18 protein-coding genes, 2 tRNA genes and 1 pseudogene are annotated in these 23,637 nt (G+C 68.1%); 13 read left to right on the forward strand and 8 right to left on the reverse strand.

From position 1 onward, the window contains the following. The 8 genes and pseudogenes from GQR16_RS19705 to GQR16_RS19285 form a co-directional block, all read left to right on the forward strand. Positions 1–587 (forward strand): annotated as a pseudogene (locus GQR16_RS19705) (DNA primase); the annotation flags it as partial. A 318-nt stretch (positions 588–905) separates the two neighbouring features. Beyond that, positions 906–2,534: an ABC transporter substrate-binding protein gene (locus GQR16_RS19255; RefSeq protein WP_157416793.1), complete on the forward strand. Its 1,629-nt coding sequence runs from the start codon at positions 906–908 to the stop codon at positions 2,532–2,534. An 89-nt stretch (positions 2,535–2,623) separates the two neighbouring features. Beyond that, positions 2,624–3,715 (forward strand): ABC transporter permease, encoded by a 1,092-nt coding sequence (locus GQR16_RS19260; RefSeq protein WP_157416794.1) that lies wholly within the window; start codon positions 2,624–2,626, stop codon positions 3,713–3,715. 1 nt (position 3,716) lies between these two features. Beyond that, on the forward strand, positions 3,717–4,796 hold the full coding sequence (locus GQR16_RS19265; RefSeq protein ID WP_157416795.1) for an ABC transporter permease: 1,080 nt from the start codon (positions 3,717–3,719) through the stop codon (positions 4,794–4,796). After that, positions 4,793–6,481, forward strand: a complete 1,689-nt coding sequence (locus tag GQR16_RS19270) for an ABC transporter ATP-binding protein (protein ID WP_157416796.1) — start codon at positions 4,793–4,795, stop codon at positions 6,479–6,481. Before GQR16_RS19265 ends, GQR16_RS19270 begins: the two co-directional genes overlap by 4 nt. Next, entirely contained in the window at positions 6,481–7,338 is an 858-nt protein-coding gene (locus GQR16_RS19275) for an ATP-binding cassette domain-containing protein (protein ID WP_157416797.1), read from the forward strand. Before GQR16_RS19270 ends, GQR16_RS19275 begins: the two co-directional genes overlap by 1 nt. Before the next feature lie 38 nt (positions 7,339–7,376). Beyond that, complete coding sequence (locus GQR16_RS19280) at positions 7,377–8,291, forward strand: D-isomer specific 2-hydroxyacid dehydrogenase family protein (protein WP_246200945.1); 915 nt, start codon at positions 7,377–7,379, stop codon at positions 8,289–8,291. Between the two features lie 208 nt (positions 8,292–8,499). After that, positions 8,500–8,575 (forward strand) — tRNA-Asn (locus tag GQR16_RS19285). An 80-nt stretch (positions 8,576–8,655) separates the two neighbouring features. On the opposite strand, the gene GQR16_RS19290 is transcribed toward GQR16_RS19285, so the two are convergent. After that, positions 8,656–8,997 (reverse strand): gamma-glutamylcyclotransferase family protein, encoded by a 342-nt coding sequence (locus GQR16_RS19290; RefSeq protein ID WP_157416798.1) that lies wholly within the window; start codon positions 8,995–8,997, stop codon positions 8,656–8,658. Between the two features lie 257 nt (positions 8,998–9,254). On the opposite strand from GQR16_RS19290, the gene GQR16_RS19295 reads away from it, so the two are divergent. Next, positions 9,255–9,926: an AzlC family ABC transporter permease gene (locus tag GQR16_RS19295; RefSeq protein ID WP_246200947.1), complete on the forward strand. Its 672-nt coding sequence runs from the start codon at positions 9,255–9,257 to the stop codon at positions 9,924–9,926. After that, a complete protein-coding gene (locus GQR16_RS19300) occupies positions 9,923–10,228 on the forward strand; it encodes an AzlD domain-containing protein (RefSeq protein WP_157416799.1) in 306 nt (101 codons plus the stop codon). The genes GQR16_RS19295 and GQR16_RS19300 overlap by 4 nt, the downstream gene beginning before the upstream one ends. Before the next feature lie 102 nt (positions 10,229–10,330). Here the strand turns inward: GQR16_RS19300 and def are convergent, their stop codons facing one another. Further along, positions 10,331–10,897, reverse strand: coding sequence for a peptide deformylase (def, locus tag GQR16_RS19305; protein ID WP_157416800.1), 567 nt, complete (start codon positions 10,895–10,897; stop codon positions 10,331–10,333). 39 nt (positions 10,898–10,936) lie between these two features. On the opposite strand from def, the gene GQR16_RS19310 reads away from it, so the two are divergent. The 3 genes from GQR16_RS19310 (at position 10,937) to GQR16_RS19320 (ending at position 13,334) form a co-directional block, all read left to right on the forward strand. After that, positions 10,937–11,854, forward strand: a complete 918-nt coding sequence (locus tag GQR16_RS19310; RefSeq protein ID WP_157416801.1) for a DMT family transporter — start codon at positions 10,937–10,939, stop codon at positions 11,852–11,854. A gap of 139 nt (positions 11,855–11,993) precedes the next feature. Next, a complete protein-coding gene (locus tag GQR16_RS19315; RefSeq protein WP_246200946.1) occupies positions 11,994–13,250 on the forward strand; it encodes a glycosyltransferase in 1,257 nt (418 codons plus the stop codon). Positions 13,251–13,260: 10 nt separating this feature from the next. Then, positions 13,261–13,334, forward strand: a tRNA-Ile gene (locus GQR16_RS19320). 314 nt (positions 13,335–13,648) lie between these two features. Here the strand turns inward: GQR16_RS19320 and GQR16_RS19325 are convergent. The 6 genes from GQR16_RS19325 to GQR16_RS19350 form a co-directional block, all read right to left on the reverse strand. Next, the gene (locus tag GQR16_RS19325) at positions 13,649–14,848 is read right to left on the reverse strand and encodes a Wadjet anti-phage system protein JetD domain-containing protein (RefSeq protein WP_157416802.1); all 1,200 of its coding nucleotides are present in this window, start codon (positions 14,846–14,848) and stop codon (positions 13,649–13,651) included. Next, a complete protein-coding gene (locus GQR16_RS19330; RefSeq protein ID WP_157416803.1) occupies positions 14,845–18,204 on the reverse strand; it encodes an ATP-binding protein in 3,360 nt (1,119 codons plus the stop codon). Before GQR16_RS19330 ends, GQR16_RS19325 begins: the two co-directional genes overlap by 4 nt. Beyond that, positions 18,201–18,998: a DUF4194 domain-containing protein gene (locus GQR16_RS19335; RefSeq protein ID WP_157416804.1), complete on the reverse strand. Its 798-nt coding sequence runs from the start codon at positions 18,996–18,998 to the stop codon at positions 18,201–18,203. Before GQR16_RS19335 ends, GQR16_RS19330 begins: the two co-directional genes overlap by 4 nt. After that, positions 18,991–20,460 carry a DUF3375 domain-containing protein gene (locus GQR16_RS19340; protein WP_157416805.1) on the reverse strand — a complete coding sequence of 490 codons (1,470 nt, stop codon included), beginning with the start codon at positions 20,458–20,460 and terminating at the stop codon, positions 18,991–18,993. Before GQR16_RS19340 ends, GQR16_RS19335 begins: the two co-directional genes overlap by 8 nt. Before the next feature lie 188 nt (positions 20,461–20,648). Next, positions 20,649–22,148, reverse strand: a complete 1,500-nt coding sequence (locus GQR16_RS19345; protein WP_157416806.1) for a GmrSD restriction endonuclease domain-containing protein — start codon at positions 22,146–22,148, stop codon at positions 20,649–20,651. A gap of 556 nt (positions 22,149–22,704) precedes the next feature. Continuing rightward, entirely contained in the window at positions 22,705–23,520 is an 816-nt protein-coding gene (locus tag GQR16_RS19350; protein WP_157416807.1) for a DUF2510 domain-containing protein, read from the reverse strand. Positions 23,521–23,637: the final 117 nt, after the last annotated feature.

The following is a 23,637-nucleotide window of genomic DNA, read 5'->3' on the forward strand; positions in this document are numbered from 1 at the left end:
GGGGTTCCGGCCGCGACGGCGGCGCGCGCGACGGCGGGGCCGGCGGCGGGCAGCAGGGGAGCGTCCGGGCCGCGCCCGGAACGACGGCGCAGGCGACGGATGCCCCTGAGCGGCCGTTCTCGATCGTCGACCTTCCGAACGACCCGGCCACCCGGCTCGAGCGAGACGCGCTGCAGGCCATGCTGCAGTTCCCGACCGAGGTCGGCGAAGACCTGCTGCGGCACGCGATCGACTGCCGGTTCACGAACGCGTCGCTCGCCGTCGTGCGCGACGGCATCGCCTCGGTGCTGGCGTCGGGCGAGACCGCCGTGAAGGTCGACCGCGTCGTCGACGAGGTGCCCGCGCCGTTCGCCGGCATCGTGCACCAGCTGGCCGTGGCCCCGGTGCCGCAGCGCGGCAACGCCGAGCTGAGCGTCTACGTGCAGAGCGTCGTGAGCGCGCTCGTCGACCGGGAGCTGCTGCGCCAGAAGTCCGAGCTGCTCGGGCGTCTCCAGCGCACCGATCGCGGCGACACCGAGACCTACGCGGCACTGCAGCGCGGCCTCGTCGAGCTCGAGCGCGAGCGCCGGGCGCTCCGCGGCGACTGAGCGACGCCCGACCCAGCGGCGCTTCCTGAACGGCGCTTCCTGAACGGCGCCGACCGAGCGGCGCCGACCCGCCGAAGCCGACCCGCCGGGCTCGCCCGACGGCGCCGTCGCCGATCGCCGCGCCGCGGCATCCGACGTCCCGGTTCTGCCGTCGGAACAACCACTCGATCACGGTGACGTTGCAGATCGATAAACATTCGCGCTTCCTGATCGAAGACCCTGCGGCGTTCGCCATGCCGTGTGCTACTCATGGGGAATACGCACACGCGACGCGGTTCATCCGCGCCCGCGTTTCCTGACAGGAAGAGGTAGACGGATATGTCATCCGCATCCACGAACCGACGCCGATCGCTCCTCGCGGTCGCCGGCGTCTCGGTCGCTGCGCTCGCACTCGCCGGTTGCACCGCATCCAGCGGCGGCGACACGGCCGGCGGAACGCTGACCATCGGCACGACCGAGCAGATCACCTCGCTCGACCCCGCCGGCTCGTACGACAACGGCTCGTTCGCCGTGATGAACCAGGTGTACCCGTTCCTCATGAACTCGCCGTACGGCAGCCCCGACGTCGAGCCCGACATCGCCGAGTCGGCCGAGTTCACGGCGCCGACCGAATACACGGTCAAGCTCAAGCCGGGTCTGAAGTTCGCCAACGGCAACGACCTCACGGCCTCCGACGTGAAGTTCACGTTCGACCGTCAGACCGCGATCGCCGACGAGAACGGCCCGTCGTCGCTGCTCTACAACCTCGAGTCCACCGAGGTCGTCGACGACACGACCGTCGTGTTCCACCTGCTCAGCGAGAACGACCAGATCTTCCCGCAGATCCTGTCGAGCCCGGTCGGCCCGATCGTCGACGAAGACGTCTTCTCGGCCGATGCGGTCACCGCCGACGACGACATCGTCAAGGGCAACGCCTTCGCCGGTCAGTACGTCATCACGAGCTACGACTTCAACAACCTGATCTCGTACAAGGCCAACGCCGACTACGACGGCCTCCTGGGTGCCGCGAAGACCGACACGGTCAACGTGAAGTACTACACGGACGCCTCGAACCTGAAGCTCGACGTTCAGGAAGGCAACATCGACGTCGCGAACCGCACGCTCAGCGCGACCGACATCGAGGACCTCCGCAGCAACGACAAGGTGAAGGTCGTCGACGGCCCCGGTGGCGAGATCCGCTACCTCGTCTTCAACTTCAACACCATGCCGTTCGGTGCGACGACCCCCGAGGCCGACCCGGCCAAGGCCCTGGCCGTCCGCCAGGCGATCGCCGACCTCATCGACCGCGACGCGATCTCGGAAGACGTCTACAAGGGCACGTTCACGCCGCTCTACTCCTACGTTCCCGAGGGCCTGACCGGCGCGAACGAGGCGCTCAAGGGCCTCTACGGCGACGGCAACGGTGCTCCCGACGCCGACAAGGCGGCTTCGCGCCTCAAGGAGGCCGGTGTCACCACGCCGCTGCCGATCTCGATCCAGTACGTGGCCGAGCGCTACGGACCGTCGTCGAGCGACGAGTACGCGATCATCAAGGAGAACCTCGAGGAGAGCGGCCTGTTCACGGTCGACCTGCAGTCCACCGAGTGGGTCCAGTACTCGAAGGACCGCACGGCGGACCTCTACCCGGCCTACCAGCTCGGTTGGTTCCCCGACTACTCCGACGCCGACAACTACCTGACGCCGTTCTTCCTCACGGAGAACTTCCTCGCCAACCACTACGACAACCCCGAGGTGAACGACCTGATCCTCGAGCAGGCCGTCACGGTCGACCCGGCAGAGCGTGAAGCGCTCATCGGCGAGATCCAGGACAAGGTCGCGGCCGACCTGTCCACGATCCCGTACATGCAGGGCGCTCAGGTCGCCGTCACCGGCGCAGATGTCCAGGGCACCGAAGACACCCTCGACGCGTCGTTCAAGTTCCGCTACGCGGCGCTTTCGAAGGGCTGATCCGACCGTCTAGGCTCGGTTGAAGCTCGACGACGGGGACGACTCGCACCAGCGGGTCGTCCCCGTTCCCCTGTACCCCTGAGGAACCCATGAGCACTGTTGACACCCTTTCCACGGCGGAGGGGCCCGCATCGGCCCGCCCGGCGACCAAATCGCAGGGCGGTGGTTTCGCCAGGTACCTGCTGGTGAGATTCCTCCTGATCTTCCCGACGATCTTCATCCTCGTCACGCTCGTGTTCTTCCTCATGCGCACGACCGGCGACCCGATCACGGCGGCGCAGGGCGGACGTCTGAGCCCCGAGGCGCTCGCAGAGTTGCGCGCCGCCGCCGGCTACGATCGGCCGCTGCTGATCCAGTACCTCGAGTACCTCAGCCGCATCGCGGTCTTCGACTTCGGATCGACGCTCACGACGAACCGGCCGGTCATCGACGTGCTCCTGACGTACGGCCCCGCGACCTTCGAGCTCGTCTTCTACTCGCTCATCATCGCGTTCGCGGTCGGCATCCCGTTGGGTCTCGCGGCCGCCTACTACCGCGACAAGGCGCCCGACGCGTTCTTCCGGGTGCTCGCGATCTTCTGGTACGCAGTGCCGATCTTCTTCGCCGGCCTCCTGCTGAAGCTCGTCTTCGCGGTGTGGCTCAAGTGGCTGCCGGTGGCAGGTCGCGCCAGTGTCGGCGCCGAGCTGCAGATGCAGGCGCTGCCGAACAAGACCGGGTTCTACACGATCGACGCGATCATGACCGGCAACCCGGCCGTGCTGGGCGACGTGCTCTCGCATGTGGTGCTTCCGGGCATCGCGCTCGGGCTGCTGACGGCGGGCATCTTCCTCCGTCTCGTGCGCACCAATGTGATCGGCACGCTCTCCACCGACTACGTGGATGCCGCGCGCTCGCGCGGTGTGGCCGAATCCCGTCTGCTGCGCAAGCACGCGTACCGTCCGGCCCTCATCCCGATCATCACCGTCATCGGCCTGCAGATCGCGCTGCTGCTTGCGGGCGCCGTGCTGACCGAGACGACGTTCGAGTGGAAGGGCCTCGGCTTCGCCCTGGCCGAGTTCCTCGAGTCCCGCGACTTCGTGGCCGTGCAGGGCATCGTGGTGCTGCTCGCGATCATCGTCGCCCTGACCAACTTCATCGTGGACATCATCGCCGCGTTCATCGACCCGAGGGTGAGGTTCTGAGATGACCGCGGCATCCACCACCGTCTCCGCCGCCCCGAAGCGGCGACTGCGCGACCGACTGCCGGTCGTGCACCAGGTCCGGCAGAGCGTCGGCCTCCAGCGCGGCATGCTCGTCGCCGGTCTCGTCATGATGGGCGTGTTCATCCTGACGTCGTTCCTCGCGCCGCTGCTCGCGCCCTACGGGTTCGCGCAGCGCAAGGTCGACGGCGTCGCCTTCGGCACGCAGCAGCCGCCGTCGATCGAGCACCCGTTCGGCACCACCGTCGGCGGCTACGACGTGCTCTCGCGCGTGATCTGGGGCACGCAGACCGCGATCATCGTCATCGTCGTCGCCGTGCTGCTCTCGATCTTCATCGGCGTCGCGCTGGGCCTCTACTCCGGCTACTTCGGCGGATGGCTCGACCGCGTGCTCGTGGTCGTGTGCGATGCGATCTACGCGTTCCCGTCGTTGCTGCTCGCGATCGTGCTCTCGATCGTGATCTCGGGCGGTCAGTCCGACCTGTGGGGCGGCGTGCTCGCCGCGGCAGGCTCGATCACGGTCGTGTTCATTCCGCAGTACTTCCGCGTGATCCGCGCCGAGACGGTGCGCATCAAGGCCGAGGCGTACGTCGAGTCCGCGAAGGTGCTCGGCGCATCGAACACGCGCGTCGTGTTCAAGCACGTGCTCCGCAACGCCACGCGCACGCTGCCGCTGATCATCACGCTGAACTCCTCCGAGGCGATCCTCACCATGGCCGCACTCGGCTTCCTCGGGTTCGGCATCGAGCCGACGGCTGCGGCCGAGTGGGGCTACGACCTCAACAAGGCGCAGTCCGACGTCACGAGCGGCATCTGGTGGACCGCGCTCTTCCCCGGTCTCGCGATCGTGTTCACCGTGCTCGGCATCACCCTCGTCGGCGAGAGCCTGAACGACCTCGCCGATCCGCGCCTGCGCGGCCGTCGACGCGTGGCGAAGGCCGCAGGCCAGGTGGCCGAGACCTCGGTCGTCCCCGGCGGCACGCTGGTGGCGGGGCCCGGAGGTCTGGCGGGCCTCGAAGACGGGGAGACGTTCGACGAGCACGGAATCGAGGTCAAGCCGTGAGCACGGTGGTCGAAATCAAGAATCTCGGCGTCTCCTTCGCGACCGACGCGGGCGCGGTCAAGGCCGTCGACGACGTGTCGCTCTCGGTGCAGCGCGGCGAGGTGCTCGCGATCGTGGGCGAGTCGGGCAGCGGCAAGACCGTGACGGCCAAGACGATCCTCGGGCTCCTCCCCGAGACGGCCACGACGAGCGGCGCGGTCGTGCTCGCCAACCGGGCCGGCACGCACGAGAACGACGTCATCTCGCTGTCGAAGCAGCGGCTCCGCGACGTGCGCGGCACCGACGTGGCGATGGTCTTCCAAGAGCCATCGACGGCCCTGAACCCGGTCTACACGGTGGGCTGGCAGATCATCGAGGGGCTTCGCGCCCACGGCGAGATCTCGAAGGCCGAGGCCAGGGCCAAGGCCGTCGAGATCCTGGGCCGGGTCGGCATCCCCGATCCCGAACAGCGCATCGACCACTTCCCGCACCAGTTCTCCGGCGGGCAGAAGCAGCGCATCGTCATCGCCATGGCCCTGGTGCTCGAGCCGGGGCTCATCGTCGCCGATGAACCCACGACGGCGCTGGATGTCACGGTGCAGGCCGAGATCCTCGACCTGCTGCGCCGGTGCCGCGACGAGTTCGGTGCGGCGATCGTGCTCATCACGCACAACATGGGCGTCGTCGCCGACCTCGCCGACCGCGTCGCCGTGATGTACCAGGGCAACCTCATCGAGCAGGCGCCGGTCGAGGAGCTCTTCGCGAACCCGCAGCAGGAGTACACGAAGGCCCTGCTCGCGGCCGTGCCGTTCGTGGGCCACGGCACGGTGCGCGCCGAGGCGCGAGCGGCCGCTCGCCCCGAGAGCTGGGCCGAGCAGGTTCCGGTCGTCGAGGCGAAGGGCCTCGTGATCGAGTACCCGGGCCGGTTCGGCAGCACGGGGTTCCGTGCGGTGAGCGGCGTCGACCTGGCCATCCGTCCGGGAGAGGTCGTCGGCCTCGTCGGCGAGTCCGGGTCGGGCAAGACGACCATCGGTCGTGCGATCGCGGGCCTCACGAAGGTCACCGGCGGGTCGCTCCGCGTGCTCGGCGCCGAGATGAACGGCATCCGCGAGCGCGACTTCAGGCCGCTGCGCAGCCGCATCGGCTTCGTCTTCCAAGACCCCGCCTCGAGCTTCAACCCGCTGCTCACGATCGCCGAGTGCGTCGCCGAGCCGCTCATCATCCACGGGCGGGCCCGCGACGCACGCGGTGCCAGGGCGCGCGTCGACGAGCTGCTCGAGGCGGTGCAGCTGCCGAAGTCGTACGGCGACCGGTACCCGCACGAGCTGTCGGGCGGGCAGCGCCAGCGCGCCAGCCTGGCCAGGTCGCTCGCCCTCGAGCCCGAGCTGCTCATCGCCGACGAGCCGACCTCCGCGCTCGACGTCTCGGTGCAGGCGCGCGTGCTCGAGCTCTTCGCCGAGCTGCAGCGCGAGTTCGGCTTCGCCTCGCTGTTCATCAGCCACGACCTCGCCGTGGTCGACATCCTGGCCGACCGCATCGCGGTGCTCTACCACGGCAAGCTCGTCGAAGAGGGCACGGGCAGCGAGGTGCTGGGTGCTCCGCAGCAGGCGTACACGCAGCGGCTGCTCGCGTCGTTGCCCGTGCCCGACCCCATCGCGCAGGCCGAGCGCCGCGAGCAGCTCCGGCGTCTGCGGGAGTCCGACTGATGGCGCCCGCCGAACACGGCATCCCGATCGTCGTGAGCGATCTCTCGCTCGAGTACCCGGCGAAGGGGCCGAGCCCGGCGCACGTCGCGCTGCACGGGCTCAGCCTCACGATCATGCCGGGCGAGGTCGTCGGCCTCCTCGGCAGCGCCGGCAGCGGCAAGAGCACGCTCGCCAAGGTGCTCTCGGGCGTGGCGTTCGACCCGCGGTCGTCGGACTCGCGGCCGGTCATCACGGGCGGCGAGGTCTCCGTTCTGGGCCACCGTCTTCGCGGGCTGTCGAAGCGTCGGCTGCCCGAGCTCCAGTTCCACGTCGGCTATCTCGCGCAAGACGCGGGCTCGCGGCTCACCGCCGATCGCAGTGTCGCCGAGATCATCGCCGAACCCATCCTCGAGCGCGATCGTCGGTACAACCGGCGAGCCCTCGAGACCCGGGTCGCGACGATGCTCGACAGCGTGCGACTGCCGCTCGGCTACCTCGAGAAGTACCCCTACGAGCTGAGCGGCGGCCAGCGCCAGCGCGTGGCGCTCGCGCGGGCGCTCGTGCTCGGTCCGTCGGTGCTCATCGCCGACGAGCCGACGGCCGGCATCGACCTCACGGTGCGCGACGCGGTCGCCCAGCTCATCGGCGAGCTCCGCGAACGCCAGCGGTTCTCGGCGCTGCTCATCAGCCACGACCTGCCGGTGCTCCGCAAGACGGCCGATCGCATCGCCGTGCTCGACCGCGGCAACCTCGCCGCGCTCGGCACGATCGACGAGGTCTTCCACGACCCGAGCCACCCGTACGTCGCCGCCCTCGCCGGCGCGCTCGACGACGGCCACGCGATCATCGACGACCTCGACGGCGGTCTCGGGGCGTGACGACGGATGCCGGTGGCACCGCGCCGAGCGTCGGCGGGGTGTCCGTGCTCCCGCACGCCGACCCGTCGGTGGTCGCCGCGGTGCGTCGCGCGGGCGGCGAGGTCGTGCCGCTCGGCGACGCCACGCGCGGGGTCGTGTGGGTCGCCGCCTCGGGGGCGGGCGAGCTCGACGACGTGCTGACGCGGCATCCGCGGGTCTCATGGGTGCAGTTGCCATGGGCCGGCGTCGACGCGTTCGCCGACACGCTCGCCCGCTCCCGTGACGACGGGCGCGTGTGGACGAGTGCGAAGGGGTCGTACGCGCGACCGGTCGCCGAGCACGCGCTGATGCTCGCGCTGGCCGTGCTGCGCGAGGTGCCGCGTCGCGCCCGGGCGGTGGAGTGGCAGGCCGACGAACGTGGCCGCAGCCTGTTCGGCATGCGCGTCGTGATCGTGGGCGGCGGCGGCATCACCGAGGAACTCCTGCGCCTGCTCGCCCCGTTCGGCGTACACGCGACCGTCGTCCGTCGGCGCGCGGCGCCGATCGCCGGCGCAGACCGCACCGTGACCGATGACGCACTGCACGAGGTGCTCGGCGACGCCGAACTCGTGTTCCTGGCCGCCGCCCTGACCGACCGCACCCGCGGCATGATCGGTGCAGGCGAGCTCGCGCTGCTGCCCGACGGCGCGTTCCTCGTCAACGTCGCGCGCGGCGGGCTCGTCGAAACCGATGCGCTCGTCGCCGAACTCGCGAGCGGGCGCCTCGGGGGAGCGGGCCTCGACGTGACCGATCCCGAACCGCTGCCGCCGCAGCATCCGCTCTGGGCGCTCGAGAACGCCCTCGTGACGCCGCACGTGGCCGACACCGAGGCGATGACCGTGCCCATGTTCGCCGAGCGCGTCGAGGCGAACACCGCGGCGTTCCTCGGACGCGGCGCCTGGATCGGGCGCATCGACCTGCACGCCGGGTACTGACCGCCCGTCGTTCGAGCCGACGTCATCGCGGGTCGGAGGCCGATGCGTCGCGGGACCAGCGTGCACTCAGGTGCGGCGCGTACGCTGAAATCACGTCTGGTCGGGGAGTCCGTTGCGGCGACACGACCTGCGCATTGTCGAGGGTCGCTCGAATTGGTCAGACGCGCTCTTCTTGCTAGAGTAAATCCGCTGCATGACGCAGAAATGATCCTCCATAGCTCAATTGGCAGAGCAATCGGCTGTTAACCGATAGGTTCTTGGTTCGAGTCCAAGTGGGGGAGCCAGACAGGCCCCGCGTTCTCCGGAACGCGGGGCCTTCTTCATGTTCGGAGGCCTTCGTCGGGGGCCTTCGTTCGGGCAGGCGTCAGGTCTCGTCCGCCGCGAGGTACGCCCATGCGTCGAGCCCTGATGCGAGCACGACCGGCGTGCGCACGTAGTCGTCGACCTCGTAGGCGTCGGTCGCCGCGAGCTCGTCGTCGGTCAGCTCGAGGGATGCGCCCTCGACGGCGTCGTGCGCCGCTCCGGGGCGGAGGATCGGATGACGGTCGGATCCGCTGGTCGCGATGACCGCGGCATCCGTGATCTCCACCCAATCGAGGCGGAAGCCCGGCAGCGTGTCGGCGACGGTCGGAACCGCCCGCCCGTAGAGGGCCGACTGCACGTCGGCCTGGCGGAGGGTGCCGTACGAGAACACGCGGTGGGTCATGCCAGCAGCCTACGGGCGGCCTGCTCGGGGCCGCGCCGACCTGGCCTAGGCTTTTGCGAGGTGTCGTTGCGGCGTGCGGTCGGCGATGCCGCACCGGTCGAGCGGGTCGACCGGAACTGGCGCTTCGGGAGGCGAACGTGCACGACGAACGCGCCCCCGGCGACGCCTCCGAGGTACCGGCGGTTCCCGATGCGCGCGACCTGCCCGATGCTGCAGACCCGGCCGCCGGCACGAGGTCGGATGCCGCGCGCTCGGCCGTGATCCGCGACTCGCTCTCGGTCGGGCTCGCGACCGCCGCGTACGGCATCTCGTTCGGGGCGCTGTCGGTGGCATCCGGACTCGACGTCTGGCAGACGATGTTCCTCAGCCTCGTGATGTTCACGGGCGGGTCGCAGTTCGCGCTGATCGGCGTGCTCGCCGGCGGCGGTGCCGCAGCCGCCGGGCCCGCCATCGCGGCGGCAGCACTGCTGGGGGTGCGCAACGTCGTCTACGGCATGCGCATGAAACCGCTCGTCGACCGTCGCGGGCCCGTCACCCGGGTCGCCGCCGCGTGGATCACGATCGACGAGTCCACCGCCGTCGCGCTCGCGCAGACGGAGGACCGCAGCGCGCGGCTCGGGTTCTGGCTCACCGGCGCGATCGTGTTCGTCGGCTGGAACATCACGACCCTCGTCGGCGCCCTCATCGGCGATGCGCTCGGCGACACGAGGGCCTGGGGGCTGGATGCCGCGGCCGCCGCCGCATTCCTCGGGCTGCTCTGGCCGCGACTGAAGCGCGTGCAGGCCGGCGCGGTCGCCGTCGGCGCCGCCGTCGTCGCGACGATCGCGACGCCCGTGCTGATGCCCGGACTGCCCGTGCTCGTCGCGGCGCTCGTCGCCCTCGTCGTCGGCTGGTTCGACCTCTTCGACCGGAAGCGGGCCACCCCATGACCATGTGGCACGTGATCCTCATCGCCTCGGCCGCGACGCTCGCGCTGAAGGTCGGCGGCTACGTCGTGCCGGCCGGGTTCCTCGAACGCGAACGCCCGGCGCGCATCGCCGACCTGCTCACGGTGGCGCTGCTCGCAGCGCTCATCGCCGTGCAGACCCTCGGCGCCGGGCAGGCGATCGTGCTCGATGCGCGCGTGCCGGCCCTGATCGTGGCGGCCGCGCTCTACGCGCTGCGGGTGCCGTTCGTGATCGTCGTCATCGTCGCCGCGGCAGTGGCCGCCGGCATCCGCGCCTTCACCTGAACGGTCGGCAGTGCGGATGCCGCGCGCGGGCGTCGTCTCGACGGGCGCCGTCTCGACGGGCGCCGCCGCGCGACATCCGGCACGAGACATCCGGCACCGGGATCAGCCCTCGAGGTCGTCGACCCCCGGCATCCACGAGACGCCGGGCTCGCCCCAGCCGACCTTGCGGCAGATCTTTGCGACGATGCGCTGCTCCTTGTCGGTGAGGCGATCGGTGTAGAGCGTGCCGTCGAGGTGGTCGAACTCGTGCTGGAAGATGCGGGCGAGCCAGCCCTCGGCCTCGATCTCGAACGGGTTTCCGTCGAGGTCGGTCGCACGCAGCACGGCCCGCTCGGCGCGGCGCAGCGGGAACCGTTCGCCCGGGAACGAGAGGCAGCCCTCGGACTCGAGGTCGGGATCGGGGTGGCCGGGCTCGAGCGGGGAGATCCACAGCTCGGGGTTGATCGCCACGCCGCGCCAGGACTGCTCGGCCTCGTCGGTCCACGTGAACGTGAAGACGCGCAACGGCACCCCGACCTGCGGTGCCGCGAGGCCCACGCCCGGCGCGGCATCCATCGTCTCGTAGAGGTCGCGCACGAGCTCGCGGATGTCGTCGTCGATCGTCTCGACGGGGAGCGCGGGGGAGTGGAGCACCGGGTCACCGGTGATGCGAATGGGAAGCACGGCCATTCGCCAAGGATATCGACGCCGGGAGGGTAGGGTCGTTCCGTGGATCCGAACCTCAGCGACCTGACCGATCAGATCGCCCTCGACCCGAAGCAGTTCATCGGCATCCCCCTGGCGCTCGTCGGGGCGGTGTTCCTCTCCCTCGGAGCGCAGTTCCAGCACCGCGGGGTCACCAAGGTCGAAGCCCACACCGCAGACGCACTGGGCAAGGGTCTGAACCTCGGTCAGCTCTGGCTGCTGCTCGCACGGCCCTCGTGGGTCATCGGCACCGTCATGCTCGGACTCGCGATCGTCTTCCAGCTCGCGAGCCTCACGTTCGCCCCGATCATCGTGGTGCAGCCGCTCGGCGCCATCGCCCTCGTGATCACGTCGATCCTGAACTCGCGGATCAACAAGGTCAAGCTCAACTCGAAGTCGATCACCGCGATCGTCATGTGCGTCGGCGGCGTGTTCCTCTTCGTCGGCGTCGCGGCGTTCACGGCGGTCGACAAGCCCGTCACCGACCGGCAGCTCATCACGATCCTGACGCTGCTCGCCTGCGTGCTCGTCGCCGCGGGCCTCGCGTTCTGGTTCTTCCGCAGCCGCATCCGCGCCACCTTCTACGTGCTCATGGCCGGCGTGCTCTACGGTTTCGTGGCCACACTTGCGAAGGTCGTCATCGGCCGCGTGCAGCAGGGCGAGTTCGAGTGGCTCACCCTCACCTGCGTCATCGGACTGCTCGCCGCTACCGCGCTCGGCGCGTACTTCGTGCAGAACGCGTACGCCTCGGGCCCGCCCGACCTCGTCATCGCGGGTCTGACCGTCGTCGACCCGATCGTCGCCGTGCTGATCGGCATCGTCGTGCTCGGCGAGGCGTCGCAGGCCGCCCTCTGGGCCAACGTGACGTTCGCCATCGCCGGCGCCATCGCCGTCTGGGGCGTGTTCCTGCTCGCACGCAACCACCCGCAGACCCGGCTCTGACGCTCCGACGACATGCCAGCGAAGCCGTCCCAGAAGCGGACTGCGTAGACTATCTTCGAACTCATCGCCCGCCAACATCCCTGCGCTGTGGCGAGATCGGCCGAATCGGCCGCCCCAGAATTGTGAGGAACATCTCCACGTGTCTGACACTCCCGGTGCGACATCCCCCAATGCCGCTGACCGCGCAGAGCCGGAACGCCCGCTCAGGATCCTGATCGGTGCCGATACCTTCGCGCCCAACGTCAACGGCGCCGCGCGCTTCGCTGAACGCCTGGCCGCAGGCCTCGTCGAGCGCGGCCACGAGGTGCACGTCGTCGCACCCGCCGCGAGCCGCAAGAGCGGATCGTGGCCCGAAGTGCACGAGGGTCAGGAGATCACCGCGCACCGCCTCCACAGCTGGCGCTGGTACCCCCACGACTGGCTCCGCTTCGCGCTGCCGTGGCGCATCCGCCAGAACAGCGCCCGCATCATCGATGCGGTCAAGCCCGACGTCGTGCACTTCCAGTCGCACATCATCGTCGGCCGTGGGCTCTCGATCGAGGCCGAGAAGCGCGGCATCCGCATCATCGGCACGAATCACTTCATGCCCGAGAACATGCTCGAGTTCACGCTGCTGCCCAAGGCATGGCAGGACTGGGCCGTCGGGCTCGCCTGGAAGGCCGCCGGCCGCACGTTCGGTCGCGCCGAATCGGTGACGACGCCGACGCTCAAGGCCGCGCAGTTCCTCGAGAAGCACACCGGGCTCGAGAACGTGCACGCCATCTCCTGCGGCATCGACGCGCACAAGTACTCCCCGAACTGGGAGCCGCGCACCGAGAACCGCATCCTCTTCGTCGGCCGCGTCACCGGCGAGAAGCAGATCGACGTGCTGCTGCGCGCCCTCACCCTGCTGCCCGCCGAACTCGACGCCAAGGTCGAGATCGTCGGCGGCGGCGACCAGAAGCGCAACCTCGAGAACCTCGCCGTCGAACTCGGCATCGCCGACCGCGTGACCTTCACCGGCTACGTCACCGACGAGGAGCTCCGCGAGGCCTACCACCGCGCATCCGTGCTCGCGATGCCCTCGATCGCCGAACTGCAGAGCATCGTGACCATGGAGGCCATGGCCTCGGCACTGCCCGTCGTCGCCGCCAACGCCATGGCGCTGCCGCACCTCGTGCACGACGGCCAGAACGGCCACCTCTTCGAGCCGAGCAACCCGCAGGACCTGGCCGACAAGCTGCGCGACGTGCTCGAGGCCTCGCCCGACGAGTACAACGCGATGAAGGCGTCGTCGCTCAAGTTCATCAAGGCGCACGACATCACGCGCACGCTCGACACGTTCGAGAGTCTGTATCGTGGTGAGCGCGTGACCGATCCGGTCACCGAGTCGATCCCGGTCATACTTCCCGACTGAGTTCGCTCACGGGGCGGTAGCTCAGCCGGTTAGAGCAGTGGACTCATAATCCATCGGTCACGGGTTCAAGTCCCGTCCGCCCTACTCGATAGATATTGCTTCTGATCAGGCATTTCTCATTCATTTCCGAGCCCGGCATGTTTGCGGAGCGAGCGTATCCAAGCTGCCGTATATCGGTTTGATCAGGGGTTTTTCGTCGGACTTGAACCCAAGTCCAGAAGTTCACGCATCAAGTGCCGGCCGTGCGGATTTGCCTCCTGATCTGCGGTTTTTCAGGAGCATTTTCACCGGATCGGGTGCGTTCACGTTTATCCAACGTTTATTCGGCGGCTGCCACCACGCTGAGGCGCTCGGTTGCTGATTGGGTTCCTTATGAACGAAGCCGGTCTGCGATCGCGTCAGCCGGCGACGGCCAGCTCGTGGAGCGCTTCTGTGATCGAGATGCGTTCCTGTTCGATCCGGCGGAAGGCCACGTTGCCCGTGGTTGCAATGGCTGCGTAGGCGTCGTTCTCGGCAGCGGTGAGATTACCTAGGCGGATGCTGGACGGTTTGAGGGCGGCGCCGTGCTTGTCGCGGTTGACGCCGAGATGTGCGAATCGCGTGAGGGCAGTGGAGTCCATAAGGATCGACTCGAGTCGGATTCCCGAGGTTGCGAAGGCTGCCCGAAGGTGATCGAGGATGGCGTAGCCGTCAGCGTCCATGTCACCCCAGTAGTAGACCCTCGCGGCCGCTCGGATCCATGCGACGCCTGCGAGCAGCGACGATGCCGCCTTGCCACCGCCTTCGACGACGATGGTGCCCGGGGCGTCCGGGAACCAGAGCCGGCAGTCACGGTTCTCGACGATGAGCACGGTCTGAGGGGCGTAAGCGGGTTGATGGGTGTCGCCGGTGGTCCAGGCGTCGTGGCGTCGTTGTTCGGTTGCGAGGTAGTCGGGGTCGACGTAGGTGAGGTGGGCGACGGCAAGACGCGGGCGGGTTTCTCCGTAGATATCGCGGCCGAGCAGGTCTCGGAGGAGGCCTCGATGTGCGTCGAGCCACTTCGTGTGCATCTCGGGGATCGGAAGTTGCCGTGTCGTCCATTCGCTTAGATCGGGTTGCTCGTCAAGCCAGGTGATGGCGCTGATGACTACCTCGACGTCGGTGTCGTCGAGTCGAGCAGTCCGCGCCAGGGCGTTCGCGGTGAGGGCGGCTCCTACGGTGCTCAGTCGACGCCCGATGCTGCGGGCGCGGTCGATGTCGACGCCGAACGGCGCACCGCCGAGGCGTTCGAGCACTTGCGTCGCAGCCTGCAGCGATCGAACCCTCAAGCGGAACGGCGCCTCCTGGGGGACACCTGCGACGGTCACCGCGCGAAGCTCGACGTCGGCGCCCGAATGGTCGAGCTCGACGCGACTCCAGGCCTGGCGCCAGTCATTCCAGGCGCCGTGTCCGAGGCCCGCGACGTCGTGCGATCGGATGACTCCGGGCCTCAGGCTGATCTCCTTCGGTTCCTCAGCGGCGTGCGTCACTTCTGCGCAGAGCCGGCTGGCCCAGGTATCCGTCAGGTGGGCCCTCAGCTTGTTTGCTGCGTCGTCTGGCCAGACGAGTCGTGGGCTCATGCGTGCGCCTGGGGTAGGGCGATTTTCGGCTTGGCCCAGGAGCGCCCGAGGGTGTCTTTGAGGATGTCGTATTCGACGTCGACGTGCGGTTCGATCGCGCTGTACTTGTCGTTGGGAGCACCGATGATGAGTTGGAAGCCGAGGCCGCGCCACGCGCCGATGGCGCGTTTGGTGAAGTGCGCGTCGGCCTTGATCAGTGCTTCGTCGAGGAAGACGGGCGCGTAGCGGGGTCGCTCCGAGCCTGCGTCGCCGAGCTGGTAGCGGAGAGCGGCGCCGACGATGAACGCGATAAGTTCCTGCGATTCGCCGCCTGACTTCTCGCCGATGTGGTCGTAGAGCGCGACATGCTGCTTCGTCTGCGCGTGGATGCGTTCGGCGCTGACCCGTACGTGGTTTCGCACATCGACGACCTCGGCGAACTCTGGTGCGTTCCGGCGGAGCCGTTCGATCAGCCGGGACATCCGGCGGTAGATGCGCTCGCGATCCTCTTCGCTTGTGGCCGCCTCGATCTGGGCGCGGACCTCGCGGAGGTCCCGTCGGAAGCGGCGTCGGACCTCTGATTGGTTCTCGCGCAGGGTGATCTGCAGCCGGTGTTCGTCGTCGTAGAAGGGGAGGTCCTGCATGATCTGATTGATCGGCGTGATGCGATCGCGAATTTCTCGAAGGGCCCGACTGAGTGTCGAGTCGAGGTTGGTCAGATCGTTGCCCGAGAGCTTCAGCAGGCTGTCGCGCCATTCGGTCTCGAGCTCGTGGAGCCCGCTCGTCTCGAGGTCGAGGAGGACCCGCTCGAAATCGGCCAGCGACCGATCGGCGTCGGCGAGCAGATTCGGATTCGGCCAGCGGTCTAGGAACGAAGTCATCGTGTGCCGGACTCGTTCGCGCTGCTCGACGAGGGCCTGTTGCGCTTCGCGCTGATCGTCGCCGAACCGTCGCGCGGCCGAGTCGAGCTCGGCGTCGAAGCGAGCGAGCACATCTGCCTTCGTGGACGTGTCCTCTTGGCCCGGCGCCGTGATCTTGCCGTCCAGGTACGTCGCCTGTTCCGTGGTGAGTGCGCGTGATGCGGACTCGGCCGCGTCGATGACGCTCTGTGCCGCGTCGACTTCGTCGGTGGTGTCGGTCCAGGTTTCGGCGAGGCGTTTCTTCTCGGCCTTGATCTGGCCGATCTGTTCACGCAGTGCGGCGGTCTGTGCGCGCTTCTGATCGATCTGAGTCTGGATGCGCGCGAGATCAGGGTTTTCGGCGGTGACCTCGAGGATGACTGACTCCCATCGCTCGCACTCGGACACGATGGAGGCGACGTCGACCTGTTCCCAGGAGAGATCCCGAAGGGTGCCGAAGGCGGCGAGCCGTGCGTCGACAGCATCGAGCTCGGCCTCGGCGCTTTCAGCCTCGGCAGTAGCCGTCACGTGGGCGGTGCGCGCGTCGCGGAGCAGGACCGCGAGCTCGCCGAGCCGTCGCTGTGTCGAGAACCCGAGGACATTGGCACGCCCGTGTCCGCCGTGCGCGCCGCGAGCTCCCTGGGAGATCTGGCCGGAGATCGTCAGCGCCATCCGGTGGGCGCTGAGCTGATCGGGCGAGTCCACGCAGACGAAACCGAACCGTTTCTCGAGTCCGTCCACGAGCCACCCAGTGAAGGGCGACGGCTTGTAGTCGAGCCGGCCGGGCAGCGTGTGCGGGTCGGCGGCGTTTCGCGGTCGAAGTCCGGTGTGAACGCCCTCGAAACGAAGGCGTTCTCTGATCGACACGGTGTTGATCGCCGCCCGAAACGACGGGAGATGCGCGGTATCGATCAGCAGGGTCGTCGCGAAGCCGCCGAGCGCGAGGTTGAATGCCTCGCGCCATGGTTCGAACTCGGTGCGTACCTCGATGAGTTCTCCGACGAACGGAACTTCGCTCGGTTCGAGGCCGGCGGTGTGCGCGAGGAGGTCGCGTGCGGCGCGAAGCGGCTCGGGGATGTTGTCTTGGCGGCCCTTGATCTGTTGCTCTTCGGTTTCGAGGGAGTCGACCGCCGCCTTCGCGGTCTTGAGGGCGTTCAGTGCCGTTGCATACTTCGTGCGCGCGGTCTGCTTGGCTTCTGGGTCGGCGAGCTCTTTGACCGCGCGGGCGGACAGGTTGTGGAATTCCTCCGCCGTCGTGATCGCGTCGTTCAGTATTTCGAGCGCGGCGTCGAGCTTTCGGCGCTCGCGTGCTGCGCCTTCGAGTCTCGGCGTCAGTCCCCGGAGTTCGCGCTTCGCGGTTTCGAGGCGGTCGCCTCCGGCGGCCCGGCGCACTTCGAGCAAGCCCTCGTACTCGGCCTCGGCAGCATCAGCCAACGCCGCGGCCTCGCTCGATCTCGCTGCGGCGTCATGCGTTTTCGATCGCAGTTCGGTTTCGAGGTCGCGGAGGAGTTCCAGGCGCTTCGACGCCCGCCACAGCGACGCGAGCGAATCCGGGTCGGTGAACCGACCAACTTCGTCCAGCACTCGGAGTCTGTCAGCGGCCGCTTCAATGCGTTCGCGAGCGGTCCGGATCGGTTCGAGCGCGCGTACCTGCTGCTGGGCGGTGAGCATGCGCGTGCGGGTGCCTTCGAGACTGTCGAAATGGGTGACCACGTCGTCGGCCGCGGCAAGCGTTGCCGGCTCCTCGAGGACCATTCGCTTGTAGAGGTCGTCGACCGTGGTGATCTGCTGGCCCGCCTGAATGCGGGCGAGCAGGCTCATCGCTTTCGCGCCGGCACCCGCCGCGCCGATGCCGAGCACGTTGTGCAGGCGTGCCGAGAACTCGCGATCGGTCGGCAAGGTGTCGAGGCCCGTCGCCTTCACTGATGCGTCCGTGAGTCGGTGCTGCGCTGCTCTTTCGAGGTCGCTCAGATCGATTGAGCCGCTGACGGTCGCGCGGACGCGGACCGTGTCTTCAAGGACGCGGGCGTTCGCGGGGATGTACCAGGCGCGGACCGCGGTGAATTGCGAACCGTCGTGGTCGAGCCAGGTCATGGAGATTGCGGTCCACGTGTCGACGCCGTCGCCGCGGAGCACGGTGAGTTTCGTGCCTTCGTCGGTGCGGGTCTCGTCAGTCTTGCCTCGCCCGTACGAGAGGATGTTGCGCTGGTCCTGACCCCGGGGGCGACCGATCACGGCACCGTTTGACGCGCCGTTGAAAGGCGTGGTGTGCGGCATCATGAGCGCGACGTAGGCATCCATGAGTGTGGATTTGCCCGAGCCGGAGCCGCCGCAGAGGAGGGTCGCAGTGGGGGAGAAGCGCACGCGGTGGTGGCCGTCGTATCCGCCCCAGTTCACCAGTTGCAGGTCGCCGGCGACCCACTGCTGCCCGCGAGAGGCGGCCGGGATGAGCCCAAAAAGCGTGTCGAGCATCGTCATCGGACGGCCTCCGTATCGTCAGCCTCGAAGTCGTCGGGGGCGGCCTCGTCTGATTCTTCGGCGTCGAGGTCGAGCGCTTCGGCCGCGCCCGCTCGGGTTCGCACTTCGAGCCAGTCCTTCAGTTCGTTCAAGCGCGGAGAACTGAGCACGATCTCCACGAGCGGGCTGATGCGGTAACGGCCCTCTGACTCCTCGTCGAGGATCCCGTCCTGTCGAAGACGGTTGACTGCGCCGCGAATCGTCTTCTGGCGGCGGGCGGTGTCGCCATCGGCTGCGGTGAAATACGTCAGGGCAGTCTGTTCGATCTCTTCGATGTCGACGCGTGCCGAACCTTCGCCTGCCGTCGTCTCACGCTGGTAGACGGTTCGCAAGTGGACCAACACGAGCGTCTCGGCACGGGAGTACGCCTCATCACGGAGCAGGATGGGGATCTCCAGTTCGTCGGAACGCAACTGCTCCTTGTAGGCAACACCGCGATCGTGATCGACGACGAGGCGCACGAACAGGTCGTGCAGCCTGGATTCGATCATCTGCTGGTTCTCGAGCAGCACCGCCCACTCCGCGCGACTGCGGTCGGCGAGTAGGAATCGCCGCTGCAGGAGCCGGACGAGCACGCGGCGCACCTCGGGATCAAGGACGCCGCGGTCACCCGCGAAGAGCTCATCCGCGTCGTTCTCCATCGCCACGGGTGCGATGAAGGCCGCATCGGCCGTCGCATCCACGTCGTCCCTCGGGTCCAGTTCATCTTCGAACTCGCGACGATCGAATTCAGTGGTGGGTGCGAGGTCAGTCATTCTCGGGTTCCTTCTGAGGCTGGACAGTGACAGAGCCGAAGGCGAAGCGTCGCCGCGTGCCGTCCGGACGCAGCGCCTCAACGACGGAGACGTCTTCGCCTTCCGTCATGCCGGCGCGATGCGCGATTTCAAGCAGGCCGAGGAGATCGACCGGGCGCCGGTTCGCGTCCTCGATGCCGTCGAATGCGGTCGCGAGGTCGAACTGCTCGCCGAGTGTCGCGGTGTAGTCCTCGAGCTCGGCGTAGTGAGGTCCGCCCCAGGCCCGGGTATCGGCGTCCACGAACTCTGCATCGACCGGCGTTGACAGAGGGTCAGGTGACCCGGGTGGGCGGAGATCGCTGAGCGACTGGCGAAGATGACCCACATCCGCGACCGGCAAGGTGTGCAACGGCTCGACGCGCTCGCTCGATCGGGAGACGCGCATCCAGGCGTGCATTCCGGACATGACACCGCGAAGCAGGTCATCCACTTGGCGGTCGCGAATCGGGTCGTGAGTGCGGACCTGCGCAGTGATGATCTGGGAGGCTCGCCGCTGCGCGGTGAGTACGTCCGCGACGCCCTGCTCGACCTGCCTGCCGATCGCGTCGAGGTCTGCACGCTGCGCCGGCGCCATCAGATGAGAGAACGGCTGAGCGAGCAGGGTTGCCAACTGCCCGGTCAGTCGATCGATGCGTTCAGGATCACCGAGCAGCCGCAGAGCTCCCTCGAACGCGCGGCCTTCAGGCGTCGACTGCATCACATGCTTGCCGCGCTGCAAGTACTCGCGCAGCACATCACCCGTGGGGCGCTCGTCGCGCCGCAACTCGGCGACCACATCGCGCTGCATCGCCTTGATCGACTCCGCCACACGGGAGAAGTCGGCCGGCAACTCACGCGAGAGGTGGAGTACGTTCTCGGCTTCCTCAAGAAGTTGCTCGTCGTCGATCGGGGCAGCGCCATCACGCTGCAGACGTTCGATCTCGGCATCGAGAGCAGCTCGCTCATTGAGAAGCCGCTCGAGCCGCGCGGCGGGGTCGGACTCGGCATCCATTGCCAACCGGTCGACAGCCTCGAGCAAGGTGCGAACCCGCGACCGTGAGACGCGAGCCCGCCCACCACCGGTACGACCGGCGATCTCGAGCGCACCCACCGCGTGCGCGGTCAGGCGATACACCTCGACCTCGCCCTCGAGCTGTGGAGCGAGCCACCCGCCCCGAACCCACTGGCGGCAGATCTCACGCGCGCTGCCCACCGGAAGCCGGCGATCATCCTCGTCGTATCCGGCCGCCCGAAGCTCGTCGAGGGCCTCGCCAATCTCCGCGTGTGCGTCGGCAACCGCGACAAAGGGACGATCGGTAGCAAAGACCAGAGAGAGGACCGCGACGACGAACGGTGCGAAGCGGCCATGCAGAAGGTCGAGCGTGGGGTCTCGGAAAGTCGCGAGGGCGCGTTGGTACGCCGCTTCAGCTCGGGTGCTTGGCATTGGATCGACTTTAGCCACCACCTCAGACACGCCTGTACGAATCGCCGCACACGGTTGCAGACCCACGCCTTGGCCGACCTGGAAGAGTTCCGACTAGCTTCGGGGGGAGCCGGGATGACACCGTTCCCGACGCCAGCACGGCCCACGGAACCGCGCCTGCGTCGGGAACGGTGCTCTGAAATCTCGGCTCAGGTATCGCAGCCGATGCCGTCACCGTCGCGGTCGAACTTCGACTGCCACCCGGGGTCGCCCGGGTGAATCGGCGCAGCGCCAGCAGCGCGGACCGCGTCGCAGTTCTGGTAGTACGGTGCCGGTGCCGGTGCCGGTGCCGGTGCCGGTGCCGGTGCCGGTGCCGGAGCGGGCGCAGGTTCGGGTGCCGGAGCCGGCGCGGGCTCTGGTGCTGGTGCGGGCGCTGGCGCTGGTTCGGGTGCCGGCGCTGGCGCGGGCGGCGCTACCGGGGTGAACGCCGATGTGAGTGCGGGTTCGTCGGGGCAAGCGCCGAGGATCTTCGCGATGGCGTCGTGCTCGGCCTGCGTGACCCACAGGTTGTAGGTGGCCTTCACAGAGACCTGGCGGGCGACGTAGGCGCAGCGGAAGTCCTTCTTCGGGGGCAGCCAGGTGGCGGCGTCTCCGGCGCCTTTCTGATTGTTGGCCGGTCCGTCGACGGCCATCAGGTTGAGCGGGTCATTCGCAAGGCTGACGCGCTGCTCCTGGGTGAGCTGCTGAGCGCCGGTCTCCCAGGAGTTCATGAGAGCGACGACGTGGTCGATCTGCACGTCGAGCGAAGTGGATTGCCCGCGCACGAAGTCGATGGTCTTGCCCGTGTACGGGTCGGCCAGCGTGCCGGAGGTGACCTTGCAGGAGCCGGACTTTACCTCGGGCTCGAGATCGCGGGCGAGGATGTCGTTCCGGGTGTCGCAGCCGTTGCGGTCGACATCCAACCATGCGGTGCCGAACTTGGCCGCGCGGTCGTAGCCGGTCTTCGGCGCCCGACCCTTGACCTGTAGCGTCTCGAGGAGCCCAAGGGCGGTGCCTTGCGTTGCAGAGCTGTCGGCAATGCCGACGGCGGCGCTGCCGTTGAACGTGCCGGTCTGCTCCGGCGCATCGGGTTCACCAGTCGGGGTGGGGGTCGGGATCGGCGTGGGCTTGGGTGTGGGCGAAGCCTCGGGCTCGGCTGATGGCAGCGTGCTCTGCTCCGCGGCAGGCACAGCCTCAGGCGCGGTAACGGCGGCGGCGGTAGTGCCGGCGAACGAGACGAGCAGGCCGACTGCGACGACGCCCGCCGCAGCTTTCCGGCCCGCGATGCCGGCCCATGAACGGCGTTTGGTCCAGAACGCGTAGACACCAGTGACCAGTGCGATCATCCCGATGCCGATGAGGCCACCGCCGAAGCCACCGCTGGCGAACATGATCAGCGTGAGCAGTGCGAGACCGATGAACGAGATCTTGCCGCCGATGCTGAGGCGTCCGAACCAGCGCCGGAACGGGCCGAACATCCGACCGGCCAGACTGGGGCCGACAGGCCCAGCGTCGGGGGCAGGAGCCAGAGTCTGGGCAGGAAGGGGAATCTGGGCCGGGGTAGGAGCTTCGCTTCGGTGCTCGGTCCACGCGGTGCCATCCCAGTAGCGGAGCAGCTTCGAGTTCTCGGGATCGGGGTACCAGTTAGCAGGGGGCATGGGGACGCTCATCGCACTCCTCGTTCGGGTCGAGTCGGGTCGGGTTAGGGGCTTTGGGTCGGCTCTAGGTCGAGCTTGTCTCCTATTAGGAGTGCCGGCGGGGCTATCGTCGGGAGGACCGAGCGAGGGTATGTCCTCGGGGGCGCCCCATTGGAGGCGAAAGCGCCGTTGCTTTGGGCGGCGTGGCGTCCACCCTGCTGTGTTGAGCCGGCCGGCCTGAAACGGAGACTGCTCCTTCAGTCCAGCATTCCAGTCGTTGTGCCCCGTTTCGGCCAGTTTTCGACACCACTTCGGGGGCAGAAATGCGAGCGAACTCGCCAGCCGCGGGCGACCCCAATCGACTGGGCTTAGATCAGTGGAAAGGGGTTAGGGCATGTCGGATGCGAGGGATGTCCGGGCGCTTTCGGGGGCTTTGCCCCACGTCGACGGTCCCAAGGCTGCTCGCCGACGCTCACGCCTGTACGCCCGAGGAAGCGGCACCAATCAGAGAATCCGTGTGGCTCAGTTGCGCTTGGGCCGACAGAAGGCCCCACCGTTCGGTGGTGCCTTCTGTCGTTCATCGGGCAGGTCAGGTGGCGGAGTTCACGAGGTCATGCATGCCTTGGATCTGTGTGCGCATGGTGTCGATGATGACGAGCAGTGTGGCGTTGTCCTCGTTGGCGATCGGGTCGTTCATGGAATCGATCGAGGCGGAGAGCCCGGCGACGCTTTCCGCGTACGGTGCGGCGACCGACGGCGGGATGTCGAGGGCTTCGAGCTGTCCGACGTTGAAGCTGAGCTCGACCGAGTTGGACAGCAGGCGGAAGAAGCCGCCCTCGTCGATTGTGACGACCATGTCGTCCAGGTCTTTGCTCATGTCGTCCAGGTGGCCGTTCGCCTGCGTCTGGAAGGTCGGCACGTCGATGACCTCGGGTTCCGGCGCCGGTACGGCTTCCGCGGACGGCTCCGGCTCAGTTTCGGGTTCTGGCTCGGGTGACGCGGTCACGGTGACGACGACGGGTGCTCCTTGATCCGGGCCGCGGAATGCGTTCCCGATCCCGGTGACGAAGAGCAGGCCGACGATGACGGCAGCGATGATGAGGAAGACCTTCGCGGGTCCGCCGAGACGAGCCCACCATCCTGCGAACCCAGAGGCTCCTCTCGGGGAAGGAGCCGGGGTGCCCGGACTGGGCGCAACTGTCGCGGTCGGAGGCGCGAATTGAACGGTCGCGGCCGACGTGGGTGCAGGGAGGTTGACGTTCGCGGCCGGGCCGGTGGGCGACGTTGGGGGCGCAACTGCAGGTGCATAGTGGTCCGTCCAAGCGTGCCCGTCCCAGTAGCGCAGCTGTGCGGCGTTGTTCGGGTCGGGGTACCAGTCGGCGGGGATGCTCGGTGCGTCGCTCATCGTGGTGCGGGGTCTCGTTGCTGTGTTACGGGAACATCCCAGCGTTCCATCGGGCTCAGCCTCGTTGCGAACCCCAGTCTGGGGGAGGCTGAGCGCGGTGCTGCTCGTGGTGGGCGA

It is taken from the genome of Agromyces allii (assembly GCF_009749385.1).
GTDB classification, from domain to species: Bacteria; Actinomycetota; Actinomycetes; order Actinomycetales; family Microbacteriaceae; genus Agromyces; species Agromyces allii.

Bases quoted from the DNA above. Each gene is read 5' to 3' on its own strand.
- GQR16_RS19290 (WP_157416798.1), bottom strand. From the start codon at position 8,997: ATGACCCACCGCGTGTTCTCGTACGGCACCCTCCGCCAGGCCGACGTG.
- GQR16_RS19275 (WP_157416797.1), top strand. From the start codon at position 6,481: ATGGCGCCCGCCGAACACGGCATCCCGATCGTCGTGAGCGATCTCTCG.
- GQR16_RS19300 (WP_157416799.1), top strand. From the start codon at position 9,923: ATGACCATGTGGCACGTGATCCTCATCGCCTCGGCCGCGACGCTCGCG.
- GQR16_RS19325 (WP_157416802.1), bottom strand. From the start codon at position 14,848: ATGAGCCCACGACTCGTCTGGCCAGACGACGCAGCAAACAAGCTGAGG.
- GQR16_RS19335 (WP_157416804.1), bottom strand. From the start codon at position 18,998: ATGACTGACCTCGCACCCACCACTGAATTCGATCGTCGCGAGTTCGAA.
- GQR16_RS19265 (WP_157416795.1), top strand. From the start codon at position 3,717: ATGACCGCGGCATCCACCACCGTCTCCGCCGCCCCGAAGCGGCGACTG.
- def (WP_157416800.1), bottom strand. From the start codon at position 10,897: ATGGCCGTGCTTCCCATTCGCATCACCGGTGACCCGGTGCTCCACTCC.
- GQR16_RS19345 (WP_157416806.1), bottom strand. From the start codon at position 22,148: ATGAGCGTCCCCATGCCCCCTGCTAACTGGTACCCCGATCCCGAGAAC.
- GQR16_RS19255 (WP_157416793.1), top strand. From the start codon at position 906: ATGTCATCCGCATCCACGAACCGACGCCGATCGCTCCTCGCGGTCGCC.
- GQR16_RS19330 (WP_157416803.1), bottom strand. From the start codon at position 18,204: ATGACGATGCTCGACACGCTTTTTGGGCTCATCCCGGCCGCCTCTCGC.
- GQR16_RS19260 (WP_157416794.1), top strand. From the start codon at position 2,624: ATGAGCACTGTTGACACCCTTTCCACGGCGGAGGGGCCCGCATCGGCC.
- GQR16_RS19340 (WP_157416805.1), bottom strand. From the start codon at position 20,460: ATGCCAAGCACCCGAGCTGAAGCGGCGTACCAACGCGCCCTCGCGACT.
- GQR16_RS19350 (WP_157416807.1), bottom strand. From the start codon at position 23,520: ATGAGCGACGCACCGAGCATCCCCGCCGACTGGTACCCCGACCCGAAC.